Origin of the sequence: Spiroplasma endosymbiont of Nomada ruficornis (assembly GCF_964030795.1) — a bacterium.
Classification (GTDB): domain Bacteria; phylum Bacillota_I; class Bacilli_A; order Mycoplasmatales; family VBWQ01; genus Spiroplasma_E; species Spiroplasma_E ixodetis_A.
Window position 1 is genome coordinate 909,127 of record NZ_OZ034962.1, and the last position, 17,396, is coordinate 926,522.

The following is a 17,396-nucleotide window of genomic DNA, read 5'->3' on the forward strand; positions in this document are numbered from 1 at the left end:
ATTAAACTTTATTTTTACTATTTTTAGATTTAGTTTTTTTACTATTAAATATTTTCATGATTCTTTCATTCATTAATTTAAAAACCTTAATATTACGTGATTGAATAATTAATAATCCACCATATACTAAACAAGTAACAATACTTCCAACAATAATGGCTAAAAAGAATAAAAGAATACTTACCCAAAGCACATAATTAACTGAACTAACTGCACCTAAGATAGCAACAATAGGACCACCATGACCAGCAGCATCAGTTAATAAGAAAACACCAGCAATACTACCAGCAACAGCACTACCCATAATATTACTAATAATAGCACGTTTTGGATCTCTTACTGCAAAAGGAATCGCACCTTCAGAAATACCAATACACCCCATTAACATTGCTGTTAAACCTAATGTACGTTCACTTTCATTAAAGAATTTACGAAAAATCAAAGTTGTTAAACCCATTCCAAGTGGTGCAACAGGAATAGCTGCAGCTACTGCTCCCATAAATAATTGTGAACTAGGATCAGCATTTATAGTTGTTGAGGCTGCTAAAAAAGCAACTTTGTTAATTGGACCACCCATATCAAATCCAATCATGGCTCCTAGCAACATTCCAATTGCTGCCATTGCTTCACGTGGCATGTGGGTTAACCCATTTTGAAATTGTTCCATTATTCAACCAATTGGAGCTCCAATTGCATAAATAAAAGTGAAACTAATTAAAAATGTTACTACAATAGGAATAAAGAAAATTGGCATAATTGGAGCAATAGTCTTTGGTACTTTTCAACTAATAATTCATCTTACTAAATATCCAACACTTGGACCAATTAATAATGCTCCTAAAAATCCAGCAGAAACCTTTGGCTCTAAACCAGCAATTGGATAAACTAATCCTGCTGTATTAGCAACATATGCACTTACCATTGCCGGAACCAAGGCAGCACGTCCTGCAATTGAATTAGCGATAAAACCAGCTAAAATTGGAATCATTAATGTAAAAGCAATACTTCCAGCTTGATTCATAAAATAAAGAAAATGATTATGTGGTAACTTGGAAATATAAAAGTCAACACCATAAACTGCTTTAGCAATACCAATTGATAATGCTAACATAATTCCACCAAAAACAACAAATGGAACCATATAGCCAACACCAGCCATAATATGTTTCATAATTCCCTGTTTATCAGTAGTAAATAAATCATTTGATTTATTTTCTTTTTCCGCTTTTTGTCCCGATTCTGACTTGTTTATTTCATAAGGTTTTGCGTTAGCAAAAGCATCATTAACAATACTTTCAGGATTTTTAATAACTTTGCTAATTTCTACTTTATATAATGGTTTATTATTAAAACGTTCTAATTTTAAATCTGCAACACCGGCCGATACTGCAATAATAACTAAATCAGCGTTGGCAATATCAGTTGCTGTAAAAGCACCTTTAATACCAATACTACCATGAGTTTCAACTTTAATATTATAACCTAAATTTTTTGCAGCAATTTCTAATTTATCTTGTGCAATATAAGTATGTGCTACCCCAACTGGACAAGCAGTAATTGCTATAATATTTTTAGTTTTTTTTGAAGAACCTTTCATATCTTCACTAATAGTTTTACTACTAGTTTCAACATTAGATTTATTATTAATATTTAGTGATTGAATAATTACTTTTTTATCTTTTGAATTAAATAATATTGATTGAAATTCCGGTTTTGTTAATCTTTGTGCCACTTTTGATAAAATTTCCAAGTGCTCATTACCAGCACTTTTTAGTGGCACAATTAAAGCAATAATTGCTTTAACGGGTTGTTCATCTAGTGCTTTCCAAGGAATTGGCTGTTTAAAACGCATAATAAAAATTCCTGATTTAACAATATCTTCATTACGAGCATGTGGCACAGCAACACCACCACCAAAACCAGTAGTTCCTTCTCCTTCTCTTTGTAGAAAACTATTAACTACGGATTTTTCACTAATATTTTTTTTCAAAAAACCTAATTTTTTAGCAGAAGTTGCTATTTCTTGAAAAGCTTCTGCTTGTGTTTTACAATCAGATTCAAGAAAAACGTGTTCTACTGTCAAAATATCATCTTGTTTAGACAACATACTTCATCTCCTTACTTAATAAATATTCATGACATAATATTAAATTATTATTTTAAAAAAAACAGTTTTTTTATTTAAAAAATTAATTAAATTTTTTAATTACTTTATTAGTTTTAATTCTATTTTCTAAATATCAATCTTTATGCTTTGATTTTAATAAATATGTTGTTACTAAATCATTAAAATAAGTAATAGCAAATAATGGAGAAATAAATATTTCTTGTGCTTCATAAAGTCCTGAAGAAACAATATTAAATGTTCAATCAGCATAAGTCACTAATTCAGTTTTATCTTGTGATGTAACAACTGCAATTTTAGCATTATTCTTTTTAGCAAGTTTAGCTGCTTCAACAATAGTAGCGGTTTTACCTGATAATGAAAAAAGAATTATTACATCTTCTGGAATAATTAAAGAAGCATGCATTAAAATACTATCATCATCTTTATTTAAACAGATTGATCGTAAACCAAACCGATATAATTTATTTGATAAATCCTCCGCACCTAAACCAGAATGACCAATGCCTGCTAAATAAATACAAAGCTTTACGATTATCATCTATTCAATTAATAAATCTTTGTAATTCCTCATAATTAATCATTGAATCATTTAAATCCATTAGTTTTTTATAATGTTCTTTTAAAACACTACGATCACCAAAAAACTCACGATTTAAAGCTTTGAAAGTAGTTTCTTGCGCAGCTAAACTAATGATAAATTCACGATAACCTTTAAATCCCAATTTCTTAATTAAATTATAAACAACACTATAACCAACAGTATTTTCTTTAGCCAAAGAACTAATAGTAACTTGATCCATTTTTTGACTATTCTTATTAATATAGTTAATAAGAACTTTTTCTTTTTTTTGTGAAATTATTTTCTTCCTTTGATACTCTAGATCAAAAATTATCATTGATAAGCATGTAAAAACTCCTTTTTAAACTAATGTAAAATATTTAAATATTATTATTTTTTAATTATGTGATGAAAATGGATCATTAATATAATATGGTTGCAAATCTTCCATGTTTTTTACTTCGATAAAATATGGTGACAACTTTTGAAAATTTTCCACAATATTACACTTTTCTAAATTTTCAATTATTTTATAATCGAGTAAATCACTAATAATACCAATTTTAGCATTTTCATCTACTAATTGCGGCTGAATAATTATTTTTCCATTATCACATACTGCCAAATAACTTTTATTATTGTATGCTGACAAAACACTTATTGATTTTATTAATCCTGCCTGTAATAATAAACTATTAATAGTAAAAACCGTTAAAAAACTATTCAAAACTTTAAGTGTTTTGACAAAAGTAATTGCTACTCTAATTCCAGTATAACTGCCAGGACCATTTGCAATAACTACTTTTGAAATATCTTTTAATTTTATTTTACATTTTACAAGTAAATTAGTAATAGTTGGAATTGCCAATTCTGTTTGTTTTTGTCAAGCAATAAATGATGAACTTGCTAAAATTTTATTAGCTTGCAAAATCACCACTGTTAATTTGTTATTTGTTGTATCTAAATATAATTGATACATAACATCACCTTATTATTTCATTTAGTTGCTATTAATAATTTTCTAATATCTTACATACTTATTATAATATCATGTATAATGTAATTAAAATAGAAAAAATATAGAATTGTGAGTTGATCCATATGGGAATAGGAAAAAATATATGATTTAAAAGTAAATTTTCTGATTTTTTACTTTGATCTGGACTAATTATTGCTGTTATAGGTCTAATAATGCAATTTGCAATAGTTTTAATTGAGTATAAACCAATAACAGTTGGAACACCTAATCCTCATAATTTATGAACTCCAGATGGCCCATGAGTTGGTATTTGAACAATGATTTCTACCTTTACTATTCAGTCAAATTTTTTAGTTTTTCTTTTCTTTTGTTTTGTATTAACAAATCGTTTTCATGACAATCGCGCACAATTTGTTTTTGGGCGCTTTTCATTAGCAATTACTGTTTATATTACCGTAACTCTTATCGTATTTTTTGCTGTATTATTTAAACCAATGATAAATAATTTAGATAGTAGTAATAGTATTAGCATATTAAATTTTATAAATACATTTTTATTACATTTAATAGTACCAGTGATAGTGATTTTATATTTTATGTTTTCTGCTGGTAAATACTACTGAAAACTTGGAAAACAAACATATCTTTGAATACCAATTATTTCTATTTACATGTTTGTATATTTAGGTTATGCACTTGCTAAAGGAAATTTTGTTGGTTTTTTAAGAAAAGGAACAACAGAAATTGATTATTCATTTCCATATCCATTTTTAGATTTTCATAAAAGTTTAACTACTTTCTTTATTTATATCTTTGCAATTTTAATCTTATACATAATTTTGATGTTACTTTTTACTCTTTATAATAATATCCTTTATAAAAAAAATAATAAACCAATAGCGGCTTTAAGAGATACAAATTTTTAATGTAAAATAATTTATAAATAAAGTGTACTAGTTTATAAACTAGTACACTTTATTACTATTATTTATTATTTAAAAAATATTGAAAAATAATTGTAGGGAGGAATATATATTTGTGAAAAGTAAAAATTTGAAATTGTATTATTTTTTTTAAATATTATTTTGTTATTTTTTGCCTCCTTTTTCTTAATATATTTTATTTTAAAATTATATAAAAACTCCTTGTATAGCATATATAGTATACAAGGACTTAAAGTCAAATATAAAATTAAAACCGGCATTACCTAAACATTTATAACTGCCATTTTTATTGTAACTCACTAAAAAGAAAAAACAAGTAATAACATTTTTTACACTTATCATTTTATATTTTTATATAAAATATTGTTTTTTAACAAGTACTACTTAAAAATAATAAACTTTATTTTAAATATTTCTTTTTACGAATAATAACAACAACTATTGGAATTATAGTTAAAAAACTAATAATGAAGCCACAAATGATAATAATATTTCAATTATTAACTAACATCTTAGTTGTTAATGATATATTAACATCTCAGGGACGATCTGAATTATTACTTTGTAAATAATTAACATAATTTTGTTTAGTAATATCACCTTGATATTGAATCAATCATGATAAAAACTCACCAGCAGCATTATTTTTTAAATCTTCAATTTTAATACTATTATTAGTAGCACTAGTTAAATATTGTTGAAAACCCGCTAATAAATTATTAGTTTTTTCCAAAAAATCAGTACAATTTGGAAAATTAGGTATTTTTGTATTGCTTCTATAAACAGTAATATATTGTTCAGAAGCAGCTTGACGTTGTAAGTCAGATGTATCTAAACCTATACAATAAACTTGAAAATTACTTCCTTGATTAAGAGTTAAATTATCACCATCTTTAATAGGTGTTCCCAAATCATTTTTTGCTTTTTGTAAAGTTTGTGAATCAACTTTTCATTTTAGTCAATGTTGTTGTGAATCACTAATATTTACTTTAGCTTTCTCAATGGCTTTATTCATAACTATTAATGTATTTTTATTATCTTGTGAATTATTTTGAAATAAATATTGAGGTACAATTACAGGATTTTCTTTAACTTTTTCATCACTAATAGTACTAAATTGAATATTTGAACTATTATTTGTTAACTTAATAGTTTTACTATAACCACTATCTTTAACACTAACATTAAAACTAGTTGATTTTAAATGATCATCTGGTTTATGATTTAATATTGCATAACTAATTGAATCATTATCAACAACTTCATCCTTTTTATCATTTATTAATAATTGTTCATTCTTATCATTTTTATTTTTTGCTAAAATAGCTAACATTGGTTGATTAGTATCATTGGGATTACCATTATTAAGTAGTAAAATTGCTAACCGATCTTGAACACTTTTATGACTATTTAAAAAATCATCGCTCGGTTTAATCATATAAGGAATACTAAAATAATTATTAAAATCTGCCCTAGGATTTACCGTTGCAAAAATACCATGGTTAATCTGCGCTGGTAAACTATTATCATGGTAACCAACATAAACATAGCCAAAACTAACAATATCATTAAAACTTTGTTTAGCAACACTACGACCAATAACTTTATCAGTAAAATATTTAATACCATTATCTGGCAAGATATTATTAGCTTTGTTTTCAATTTGTTCCTTAAATTTCTTATTAACATCTTTACTAATATCATCATTTGGATTATTATTAACCTTATTAATAAGGTCTGATCAATCATTAAATTGTTCTGTTATTACTTCTTTATGCAATCTAATAAAATCTTCATAATTATTATTAATTGAATTTCAAGTATTAGCTTCACTAATTAAATTTTTATTATTTTCCTTAACAGTAATATGAAACCCAGAAAGTTTGTTACTCTCATTAACAGTACTAATATTAGATTGATGATTAGTAACTATCATTAAACTACTAGTAAGAGATAATGCCAAAGCCAAACTTATTGTTTTAAAACTTTTAGTTTTAAAAAAACTAAAAGATAAGAAATTTGTCATTATGATTACTCCTTTTTTACCTATTATTTGTGTTTATAATGATAATATTAAATTAAGCATATTTAATTAAATACTTAAAATCTTAGTTTTAATAAAATAAAACTAAGGATATATAATCAATTATTAAACTTTTTGTTAAATCAACATATATAATTTTAATACTTATATAATTACTTATATATTCATTAAAATTATAAGGATAAAAATTATATCCTTAACATTAATAATAAACTTTATTAGCAAAAAATCAAGATTAAATAATTAATAAGTTAATTTTTTTTAACTGATTAGGTGTTTTAAATAATCAGTTAGTAAATATTAATAGTGACAAGGAAAAACTTGATATACTAAATAAGTAGCATATTCAATCATAATTAAAAATTAAATTTCCTATCAAAAATTTAATTAAATTTAATTCTAATATAAATAGGAGAAAAAATATGAATTGAAAAAATAGTAGTGAATACCGATTAAAAAAAAGAAATCTTATTAAATTTATTTGACGTTTATTTGGTCTACTTATTATTTCTTTATTCTTAATTTTTGATTTAATAATTACTATTAATTATCCCAATGCTTTCATTGTTCCTAATGTTGATAAACCAACTGAAAGATTAGCAATTTATTATTTTTATTTTACAACTCAAACTAATTATTTAGTACTCATTTATTTATTTGCTTTTTTATTTGAAAGTAAATTTAAAGAAAATTCAAAACCAAGTTTTTATATTTGCTAAATTGTAAAGGTAAGTGCAACTAAATTATTTTTCTATCCAAATATTCGATTGGTGAAAGATAATTTAGTATTTTTCTCGGTTTTTGATTTAAAGACAATATAAATTTATGAACTTCATTTTTATTAGTTTTTGAAAAAATAAATTTTTTAGGAAATTTTTCTCTAATTAAACCATTAGTATTTTCATTAGTACCTCTTTGTCAAGGTGAATATGGATTGGCAAAATAAATTTTCACATCTAAATTTTTTTCAAGTTGTTGTCAATTTGAAAATTCTTTGCCACGATCAAAAGTAATAGTTTTAACAATGTTTTTAGGAAGAATTGATAAATAATAACTGACATTTTTATTAATAACTTTAGTAGTTCTGTTTTTAACTAATATTGCTAAAGTAAATCGTGATACTCTTTCAACTAAAGTTATTAAACATGATTTGCTTTTACCTCGTGATGATACTATAGTATCTCCTTCTCAATGACCAAGTGTTATACGATCATTAACATTTATATCTCGTTCTTTAATTGATTTACCATTAAACTTGCCACGATTTTCTTTAGATTTTCGTTTTTTACCTTTTCTGCTTAAATTTTTACTAGTAACTTTATCAAGCATTCCAAAATAAATTCAAGTATAAATTGTTTTAAAACTAATAACTCACTCTTTATGAAAATTTTTAATTCTGCCATAAATTTGTTCAGGTGATCAACCTAATAGTAATTTTTGTTGTACATATTTTACTAAATTCTTATTTTTAAACTTATGAAAACTAATATGTGATTGTTTTCGATTTTCAGCTTTATTTTGTGCAATTAATGAAAAATAATGATTATTATCTTTATTTCTATTAATTTCTCGAATAATAGTACTAATACTTCGATTAAGATTTTTAGCTATTTCACTAATTTTAAATTTAAATTTCAATTGATTCTCAATATAAATCCTTTCATCTATACCAAGATGTTTATAACTCATATAAAAACTCCTTACTTTTTTCTAAACTAAATTTAGCATTATGAAATTTTTATATGAGAATTTTTTGCAATTTTATTTACTTGTAAGTGCAAGTATAACTCAGCATTTTATTAAGCATTACTATTTATATTACAATTACAATGTTAGTATTTTGAATAGGTATCATTAGTAATAGCCAAGAAAGAAGTAAATATGGAACTGATATTTATTTATGATTTAAAACAATAATTCTAAATCTAATTATGCCAATTGTTATGATTTTAAATTTTGCTTTATCATGTGGACGTGATTTTTATTCACTAAAAAATCATCATAAACTTTATATGTGATTTATCTTATTTTATCCTTGTTTTTATGTGGTAATGGTAATGGTTCGTGGTGTACTACGTGTTAAACAAGGAGAAAATATTAATACTTGTTATCCTTACTTTTTTTTCAACTACCAAAAATATGGTGTAGGAGTATTAGTTACTGCTATTATTTTTCTGTTAATTATTAGTATTGGTTTACAATACCTTTATTTATGAATTAATAATATACAATATAAAAAAAGCATGATGATGATAAACCAAATTTTCCAATCATTACTTATCCTTATGGTTTTAAATTATAAAAAAATAAAATAAGGATTTTAATTTCTAAAGCCTTATTTATATAATTTATTAAATATTTTTAATTATTCATTTACCATAGAAACTACTTCTTCTGGTTTATTAGTAACTGGAAGATATTTACCAATAATTAATAATACACCTGAAGCAATATTAAGTTCTAAAAAAATAATATTAATACCACTAATAAAATTAAAATGTGATGAAAACATAGCTATTAAAGAAAAACCTGCTAAAACTAAAGTTACAATTCCAACAGCTAAACCACTATTAGCATTTCCTTTTAAAACATTATTGCACATGATAATTATTGCAATTGAAAATCCAATAGCAATTAAAAGTCCAAAAATCAATCCAACAATAAATATTGTACTAACTCCTGATGTTAATGAAGTGTGATCATATTTTGTAAAACTGTTAAAAATGACACTACTTGCTGTAGCTAAAATAATTGTAATAATTACACTTCAAATAATACTTATAATATTTGTTATGAATCCAATTTTAGCTCCAATGTATAATTTTTTATCTAATTTCTTTTCAACCTTATCCATTTTTTCTCCTTTTTTCTTAAAATCTTTTTTACATTTTAATATTCTCAATCTTAACATAAAAAAAATTTAAATTTTAAATTAAATATTAACACAATAAAAAAAATTTGGCATCGTGCTATTTTCCCATTGCTGGTATTTTCGCCGCTGGAGTGCTTAACTGCTGTGTTCGAGATGGGAACAGGTGTGACCACTCCGCCATGGACACCAAATAGTTTAGCAATTGCTCCCTAAAAACTAGAAACAGACATCTTTAAATGATTACTTTTGATTTGCAATAGAGAATATATTCTTCAATAAATCCTCGATCTATTAGTATCAGTAAGCTGAACATATCACTATGCTTACACACCTGACCTATCAACCTTGTAGTATTCAAGGGATCTTACTTCTTTCGAATGAGAAATCTCATCTTGGAACTGACTTCGCGCTTAGATGCTTTCAGCGCTTATTCATGCCCTACATAGCTACCCAGCTGTGCCACTGGCGTGACAACTGGTGCACCAGAGGTAGGTCCATTCCGGTCCTCTCGTACTAGGAACAGCTTTCCTCAAATTTCTTGCGCCCACGACAGATAGGGACCAAACTGTCTCACGACGTTCTGAACCCAGCTCGCGTACCGCTTTAATGGGCGAACAGCCCAACCCTTGGAAGCGACTACACCTCCAGGATGCGATGAGCCGACATCGAGGTGCCAAACCTCCCCGTCTATATGAACTATTGGGAGAGATTAGCCTGTTATCCCCGGGGTAACTTTTATCCGTTGAGCGACGGCCTTTCCACACAGCACCGCCGGATCACTAAGCCCAACTTTCGTTCCTGCTCGACTTGTATGTCTCGCAGTCAAGCACCCTTTTACCTTTGCGCTCTACATATGATTTCCATTCATATTGAGGGTACCTTTGGGCGCCTCCGTTACTTTTTAGGAGGCGACCGCCCCAGTCAAACTACCCACCAGACACTGTTCTTAGACCAGATTATGGTCTCAAGTTAGAATTTCAATATAGGAAGGGTGGTATCCCAATGGTGACTCCATGCCTACTAGCGTCTGCATATCAACGTCTCCCACCTATGCTGTACAAACTACACCAAAATTCAATATCAAGTTGTAGTAAAGCTCCACGGGGTCTTTCCGTCTAATCGCGGGTAACCTGCATCTTCACAGGTACTAAGATTTCACCGAGTCTATAGCCGAGACAGCGTCCGGATCGTTACGCCTTTCGTGCGGGTCAGAACTTACCTGACAAGGAATTTCGCTACCTTAGGACCGTTATAGTTACGGCCGCCGTTCACTGGGGCTTCAATTCAAAGCTTCGCTTACGCTAACAAATCTCTTTAACCTTCCAGCACTGGGCAGGCGTCACCCCCTATACATCGTCTTACAACTTAGCAGAGAGCTGTGTTTTTGCTAAACAGTCGCCCGGACCTCTTCACTGCGACTCATATTGCTATGAGCTCCCCTTCTCGCTAACTTACGGGGTTATTTTGCAGAGTTCCTTAGCTATAGTTATCTCGCTTGCCTTAGGATATTCTCCTTGACCACGTGTGTCCGTTCTCGGTACAAGCACCATGGTGATGTCTTTAGAAACTTTTCTTGGAAGTATGGCATCAAATGCTTCGTTACTAAGCGAACCGTTCACTCCCCATCGTACTTCAAGGTTAACGCTGTGCGGATTTGCCTACACAACCCTCTTTGTACTTAGCCCAGCACTACCAATCACTGGGACATTTTAGCCTTCTCCGTCATTCCATCAGTCACCATGGTGGTACAGGAATATCAACCTGTTATCCATCGACTACGCCTTTCGGCCTCGCCTTAGGTCCTGACTAACCCTGGGTGGACGAACCTAGCCCAGGAAACCTTGGTCAATCGGCATGAAGGATTCTCACCTTCAATCGTTACTCGCGCCGGCATTCTCACTTCTAAACACTCCACTAGTCCTTCCGGTCTAACTTCGTCGCAGATTAGAACGCTCCCCTACCGCCCACAATATATGTAAACATATATATAGACCCATAGCTTCGGTACAATGCTTAGCCCCGGTACATTTTCCGCGCAGAATCATTCGACTAGTGAGCTGTTACGCACTCTTTAAAGGATGGCTGCTTCTAAGCCAACCTCCTAGCTGTCTGAACAATTCCACATCGTTTTCCACTTAGCATTGATTTGGGGACCTTAGCTGATGATCTGGGCTGTTTCCCTCACGTCCATGGACCTTATCACCCATAGACTGACTGCCAGATATGTAACAATGGCATTCGCAGTTTAATTGCATTCAGTACCCCGAGGTGGGGCCATCATACATTCAGAGCTTTACCTCCATTGCACTAATTCTGACGCTAGTCCTAAAACTATATCGGGGAGAACCAGCTATCTCCAGGTTCGATTGGAATTTCACCGCTAGCCACAAGTCATCCACGGTCTTTTCAACGAACGTTGGTTCGGTCCTCCATTAACTGTTACATTAACTTCAACCTGCTCATGGCTAGATCACCTGGTTTCGGGTCTACGACCACATACTAAACGCCCTATTCAGGCTCGCTTTCACTTCGGCTCCGTCTTTTCAACTTAACCTTGCATGTAATCGTAACTCGCCGGCTCATTCTACAAAAGGCACGCCGTCACCCATTAACGGGCTCCGACTTGTTGTAAGCATATGGTTTCAGAAACTATTTCACTCCCCTCTCGGGGTACTTTTCACCTTTCCCTCACGGTACTGGTTCACTATCGGTAATTGGTTAGTATTTAGCCTTACGCAGTGGTCTGCGCAAATTCCGACAAGGTTCCACGTGCCTCGCCGTACTCAGGATACTGTCAAGAGATTTATACATTTCGCATACTGGGCTTTCACCATCTATGGCGTTGCTTCCCAACAACTTCTGCTATATATAAATTTTGTAACTCTTCATAGGTCGAACCTAATAGACAGTCCTATAACCCCAGTCTTACGACTGGTTTAGGCTGCTCCCTTTTCGCTCGCCGCTACTAAGGGAATCGCATTCGCTTTCTTTTCCTCTAGGTACTAAGATGTTTCAATTCTCTAGGTATCACTCTGCACAACTATGAATTCATTGTACAGTACTATCTGATTAAAGATAGTGGGTTTCCCCATTCGGACATCTCCGGATCAAAGCTTATTTCCAACTCCCCGAAGCTTATCGCAGGTAATCGCGTCCTTCATCGTCTTCCAATTCCAAGGCATCCACCATACGCTCTTAATAATTTATTTTTAGAATATCCTATTGCAAGATAAAAATTATCTTATTTTTTTTAAAAGATGTCTATTATCCAGTTTTTAAAGAACAATTGCTCAGAGAAAACAATCCCTGAAAACTAAACAGAACAAAAGAAGTAATCCAATAAATCATCCATCTATTTTTTCTTGTTGTCTTGGTTTCTTATGAGAAACTAAACTCCATAGAAAGGAGGTGATCCATCCCCACCTTCCGGTAGGGATACCTTGTTACGACTTAACCCCAATCATCAACCCTGCCTTTGGCAGCTCCCTCCTTACGGTTAGGACACCGACTTCTGGCATTGCCAACTCTCGTGGTTTGACGGGCGGTGTGTACAAGACCCGAGAACGTATTCACCGCGACATTGCTGATTCGCGATTACTAGCGATTCCGACTTCATGAAGTCGAGTTGCAGACTTCAATCCGGACTGAGACTGACTTTTTGAGATTTGCTTGACCTCGCGGTTTAGCGACTCTTTGTATCAGCCATTGTAGCACGTGTGTAGCCCAGGTCATAAGGGGCATGATGATTTGACGTCGTCCCCACCTTCCTCTAGCTTACACTAGCAGTCTCCTTAGAGTCCCCAACTTAATGCTGGCAACTAAGGACAAGGGTTGCGTTCGTTGCTGAACTTAACCAAACATCTCACGACACGAACTGACGACAACCATGCACCACCTGTATCCTTGTTAACCTCTACTATATCTCTATAGCTTCGCAAGGTATGTCAAGACCTGGTAAGGTTCTTCGCGTTGCTTCGAATTAAACCACATGCTCCACCGCTTGTGCGGGTCCCCGTCAATTCCTTTGAGTTTCACTCTTGCGAGCATACTACTCAGGCGGAGTACTTAATGCGTTAGCTACAGCACTGCCTCATGGCAACACTTAGTACTCATCGTTTACGGCGTGGACTACTAGGGTATCTAATCCTATTTGCTCCCCACGCTTTCGTGCCACAACGTCAGTAATATGCCAGTTAGCCGCCTTCGCCACTGGTGTTCCTTCATATATCTACGCATTCCACCGCTACACATGAAATTCCACTAACCTCTCCTATACTCTAGTAATGTAGTTTCCAAGGCGGTTAGGGGTTGAGCCCCTAAATTTAACCTCAGACTTGCAAAACCGTCTACGCACGCTTTACGCCCAATAAATCCGGATAACGCTTGCCACCTATGTATTACCGCGGCTGCTGGCACATAGTTAGCCGTGGCTTTCTGGTAAGGTATGGTCGATACTAAAATCATTTCCTATTCTAGCACTTCTTCCCTTACAACAGACCTTTACAATCCGAAGACCTTCATCAGTCACGCGGCATTGCTCCATCAGGCTTTCGCCCATTGTGAAAAATTCCCTACTGCTGCCTTCCGTAGAAGTTTGGGCCGTGTCTCAGTCCCAATGTGGCCGTTCATCCTCTCAGATCGGCTACGCATCGTTACCTTGGTAAGCCATTACCTTACCAACTAGTTAATGCGCCGCATCACCATCAATTAGCGAAGCAAATGCTCCTTTCATTATTTATCATTGCAAATAAATAACATATGCGGTATTAGCTGTCGTTTCCAACAGTTATTCCCCACTAAATGGTAGGTTAGATACGTGTTACTCACCCGTTCGCCACTAAAGTATTGCTACTTTCGTTCGACTTGCATGTATTAGGCATGCCGCCAGCGTTAATCCTGAGCCAGGATCAAACTCTCAATAAAATTGTTTTTGTTAAAAGATGATGTCTGACTTATTTAATTTTTAATAAAAAATTGACGGATTAATTCTTGTTCTATTTAGTTTTCAAAGATCGTTTTTTCTAGTTTGTAACCCATTTATTTTTGGGACAATAACAATAGTACAACATGCCATAATTATTGTCAACCTAATTATCATAAAAAAGCATTATTTTTTTAAAATTAAAATTGCTGAATTATACTTGTAAGTGCAAGTAAATAAAATGGCAAAAAATTCTCATATAAAAATTTCATAATGCTAAATTTAGTTTAGAAAAAAGTAAGGAGTTTTTATATGAGTTATAAACATCTTGGCATAGATGAAAGGATTTATATTGAGAATCAATTGAAATTTAAATTTAAAATTAGTGAAATAGCTAAAAATCTTAATCGAAGTATTAGTACTATTATTCGAGAAATTAATAGAAATAAAGATAATAATCATTATTTTTCATTAATTGCACAAAATAAAGCTGAAAATCGAAAACAATCACATATTAGTTTTCATAAGTTTAAAAATAAGAATTTAGTAAAATATGTACAACAAAAATTACTATTAGGTTGATCACCTGAACAAATTTATGGCAGAATTAAAAATTTTCATAAAGAGTGAGTTATTAGTTTTAAAACAATTTATACTTGAATTTATTTTGGAATGCTTGATAAAGTTACTAGTAAAAATTTAAGAAGAAAAGGTAAAAAACGAAAATCTAAAGAAAATCGTGGCAAGTTTAATGGTAAATCAATTAAAGAACGAGATATAAATGTTAATGATCGTATAACAATTGGTCATTGAGAAGGAGATACTATAGTATCATCACGAGGTAAAAGCAAATCATGTTTAATAACTTTAGTTGAAAGAGTATCACGATTTACTTTAGCAATATTAGTTAAAAACAGAACTACTAAAGTTATTAATAAAAATGTCAGTTATTATTTATCAATTCTTCCTAAAAACATTGTTAAAACTATTACTTTTGATCGTGGCAAAGAATTTTCAAATTGACAACAACTTGAAAAAAATTTAGATGTAAAAATTTATTTTGCCAATCCATATTCACCTTGACAAAGAGGTACTAATGAAAATACTAATGGTTTAATTAGAGAAAAATTTCCTAAAAAATTTATTTTTTCAAAAACTAATAAAAATGAAGTTCATAAATTTATATTGTCTTTAAATCAAAGACCGAGAAAAATACTAAATTATCTTTCACCAATCGAATATTTGGATAGAAAAATAATTTAGTTGCACTTACCTTTACAATTTAGCATAAATTATTAACTATTATAAAATAATTTTGTAAAGTAAAAAAACCTCTAATATTTAAAATATTATTTTCAATAAATAAGAGGAAGATAATCTAAGATAAGATATATTCATATTTTATTTTTTTTCTGTTGATGATGTTTTTTCTGCTTGTAATGGATTAGTAATACTTACACCTTTGTATGCCTTGCATTTCATACAGGCATGATGTGGTTTAGTAATTGCTCCACAATTTAAACAGTTAGTTGTAGTTGTTGCAGATAAACTATCATGGGCACGACGTGTATTTTTACGCATTTTTGACGTTCTTCTTGCTGGTACTGCCATAGTCTGTTGCCTCCTTACTTTCGTATCTCATAAATTATATATTGATTTATCAGAAAAATCTATTTTTTTTGATAAGTTTTTCAAATTTTTGGAAATAAAATACTAATAAATCAAATATTTTATTTATTGTTATAAAATGCTAAATTGTAAAGGTAAGTGCAACTAAATTATTTTTCTATCCAAATATTCGATTGGTGAAAGATAATTTAGTATTTTTCTCGGTCTTTGATTTAAAGACAATATAAATTTATGAACTTCATTTTTATTAGTTTTTGAAAAAATAAATTTTTTAGGAAATTTTTCTCTAATTAAACCATTAGTATTTTCATTAGTACCTCTTTGTCAAGGTGAATATGGATTGGCAAAATAAATTTTTACATCTAAATTTTTTTCAAGTTGTTGTCAATTTGAAAATTCTTTGCCACGATCAAAAGTAATAGTTTTAACAATGTTTTTAGGAAGAATTGATAAATAATAACTGACATTTTTATTAATAACTTTAGTAGTTCTGTTTTTAACTAATATTGCTAAAGTAAATCGTGATACTCTTTCAACTAAAGTTATTAAACATGATTTGCTTTTACCTCGTGATGATACTATAGTATCTCCTTCTCAATGACCAAGTGTTATACGATCATTAACATTTATATCTCGTTCTTTAATTGATTTACCATTAAACTTGCCACGATTTTCTTTAGATTTTCGTTTTTTACCTTTTCTTCTTAAATTTTTACTAGTAACTTTATCAAGCATTCCAAAATAAATTCAAGTATAAATTGTTTTAAAACTAATAACTCACTCTTTATGAAAATTTTTAATTCTGCCATAAATTTGTTCAGGTGATCAACCTAATAGTAATTTTTGTTGTACATATTTTACTAAATTCTTATTTTTAAACTTATGAAAACTAATATGTGATTGTTTTCGATTTTCAGCTTTATTTTGTGCAATTAATGAAAAATAATGATTATTATCTTTATTTCTATTAATTTCTCGAATAATAGTACTAATACTTCGATTAAGATTTTTAGCTATTTCACTAATTTTAAATTTAAATTTCAATTGATTCTCAATATAAATCCTTTCATCTATGCCAAGATGTTTATAACTCATATAAAAACTCCTTACTTTTTTCTAAACTAAATTTAGCATTATGAAATTTTTATATGAGAATTTTTTGCAATTTTATTTACTTGCACTTACAAGTATAATTCAGCAAATTTATTATAAATTGAACAATTCCTATTCAAAATTGAAATGAATTGTTCAATTTTTGTTATATTTTAATTACTAAGTAAAATATTTTGAAAAACTGCCATATCATTAAGAAAGACTTTT

Annotated in this window: 13 protein-coding genes and 3 rRNA genes; 4 read left to right on the forward strand and 12 right to left on the reverse strand. The window is 30.1% G+C overall.

Going from position 1 to position 17,396, the window contains the following annotated elements; all coding sequences use genetic code 4:
* Position 1: 1 nt before the first annotated feature.
* From AAHM79_RS05520 to tsaB, 4 genes are all read right to left on the reverse strand, one after another.
* Entirely contained in the window at positions 2 to 2,107 is a 2,106-nt protein-coding gene (locus AAHM79_RS05520) for a fructose-specific PTS transporter subunit EIIC (RefSeq protein ID WP_342257299.1), read from the reverse strand.
* Between the two features lie 82 nt (positions 2,108 to 2,189).
* Positions 2,190 to 2,666 carry an SIS domain-containing protein gene (locus AAHM79_RS05525; RefSeq protein ID WP_342257300.1) on the reverse strand — a complete coding sequence of 159 codons (477 nt, stop codon included), beginning with the start codon at positions 2,664 to 2,666 and terminating at the stop codon, positions 2,190 to 2,192.
* Complete coding sequence (locus tag AAHM79_RS05530; RefSeq protein ID WP_342257301.1) at positions 2,590 to 3,024, reverse strand: hypothetical protein; 435 nt, start codon at positions 3,022 to 3,024, stop codon at positions 2,590 to 2,592. The genes AAHM79_RS05525 and AAHM79_RS05530 overlap by 77 nt, the downstream gene beginning before the upstream one ends.
* Before the next feature lie 60 nt (positions 3,025 to 3,084).
* Positions 3,085 to 3,666, reverse strand: coding sequence for a tRNA (adenosine(37)-N6)-threonylcarbamoyltransferase complex dimerization subunit type 1 TsaB (gene tsaB / locus AAHM79_RS05535; protein ID WP_252320355.1), 582 nt, complete (start codon positions 3,664 to 3,666; stop codon positions 3,085 to 3,087).
* A gap of 122 nt (positions 3,667 to 3,788) precedes the next feature.
* On the opposite strand from tsaB, the gene AAHM79_RS05540 reads away from it, so the two are divergent.
* Positions 3,789 to 4,592: a hypothetical protein gene (locus AAHM79_RS05540; RefSeq protein WP_342257302.1), complete on the forward strand. Its 804-nt coding sequence runs from the start codon at positions 3,789 to 3,791 to the stop codon at positions 4,590 to 4,592.
* 418 nt (positions 4,593 to 5,010) lie between these two features.
* Here the strand turns inward: AAHM79_RS05540 and AAHM79_RS05545 are convergent, their stop codons facing one another.
* A complete protein-coding gene (locus AAHM79_RS05545) occupies positions 5,011 to 6,636 on the reverse strand; it encodes a hypothetical protein (RefSeq protein WP_342257303.1) in 1,626 nt (541 codons plus the stop codon).
* A gap of 440 nt (positions 6,637 to 7,076) precedes the next feature.
* Here AAHM79_RS05545 and AAHM79_RS05550 point away from each other — a divergent pair, with 440 nt between their 5' ends.
* Entirely contained in the window at positions 7,077 to 7,373 is a 297-nt protein-coding gene (locus tag AAHM79_RS05550; protein ID WP_342257304.1) for a hypothetical protein, read from the forward strand.
* Between the two features lie 19 nt (positions 7,374 to 7,392).
* Here the strand turns inward: AAHM79_RS05550 and AAHM79_RS05555 are convergent, their stop codons facing one another.
* A complete protein-coding gene (locus tag AAHM79_RS05555; protein ID WP_342257305.1) occupies positions 7,393 to 8,343 on the reverse strand; it encodes an IS30 family transposase in 951 nt (316 codons plus the stop codon).
* 140 nt (positions 8,344 to 8,483) lie between these two features.
* On the opposite strand from AAHM79_RS05555, the gene AAHM79_RS05560 reads away from it, so the two are divergent.
* Positions 8,484 to 8,969 (forward strand): hypothetical protein, encoded by a 486-nt coding sequence (locus AAHM79_RS05560; protein ID WP_342257306.1) that lies wholly within the window; start codon positions 8,484 to 8,486, stop codon positions 8,967 to 8,969.
* Positions 8,970 to 9,019: 50 nt separating this feature from the next.
* On the opposite strand, the gene AAHM79_RS05565 is transcribed toward AAHM79_RS05560, so the two are convergent.
* The 4 genes from AAHM79_RS05565 to AAHM79_RS05580 form a co-directional block, all read right to left on the reverse strand.
* Positions 9,020 to 9,508 (reverse strand): hypothetical protein, encoded by a 489-nt coding sequence (locus AAHM79_RS05565; protein WP_342257307.1) that lies wholly within the window; start codon positions 9,506 to 9,508, stop codon positions 9,020 to 9,022.
* Positions 9,509 to 9,610: 102 nt separating this feature from the next.
* Positions 9,611 to 9,717, reverse strand: a 5S ribosomal RNA gene (gene rrf / locus AAHM79_RS05570).
* 80 nt (positions 9,718 to 9,797) lie between these two features.
* Positions 9,798 to 12,735, reverse strand: a 23S ribosomal RNA gene (locus AAHM79_RS05575).
* A 192-nt stretch (positions 12,736 to 12,927) separates the two neighbouring features.
* Positions 12,928 to 14,449: ribosomal RNA gene (locus AAHM79_RS05580) — 16S ribosomal RNA — on the reverse strand.
* Together the 16S, 23S and 5S rRNA genes form the textbook arrangement of a ribosomal RNA operon.
* A 310-nt stretch (positions 14,450 to 14,759) precedes the next feature.
* Here AAHM79_RS05580 and AAHM79_RS05585 point away from each other — a divergent pair.
* Complete coding sequence (locus AAHM79_RS05585) at positions 14,760 to 15,710, forward strand: IS30 family transposase (protein ID WP_342257308.1); 951 nt, start codon at positions 14,760 to 14,762, stop codon at positions 15,708 to 15,710.
* 138 nt (positions 15,711 to 15,848) lie between these two features.
* Here AAHM79_RS05585 and rpmF read toward each other — a convergent pair whose 3' ends face one another.
* Together rpmF and AAHM79_RS05595 are read right to left on the reverse strand one after the other, a co-directional pair.
* Positions 15,849 to 16,058 (reverse strand): 50S ribosomal protein L32, encoded by a 210-nt coding sequence (gene rpmF, locus AAHM79_RS05590; protein ID WP_338959609.1) that lies wholly within the window; start codon positions 16,056 to 16,058, stop codon positions 15,849 to 15,851.
* Between the two features lie 162 nt (positions 16,059 to 16,220).
* Positions 16,221 to 17,171: an IS30 family transposase gene (locus AAHM79_RS05595; RefSeq protein ID WP_338979395.1), complete on the reverse strand. Its 951-nt coding sequence runs from the start codon at positions 17,169 to 17,171 to the stop codon at positions 16,221 to 16,223.
* Positions 17,172 to 17,396 lie beyond the last annotated feature (225 nt).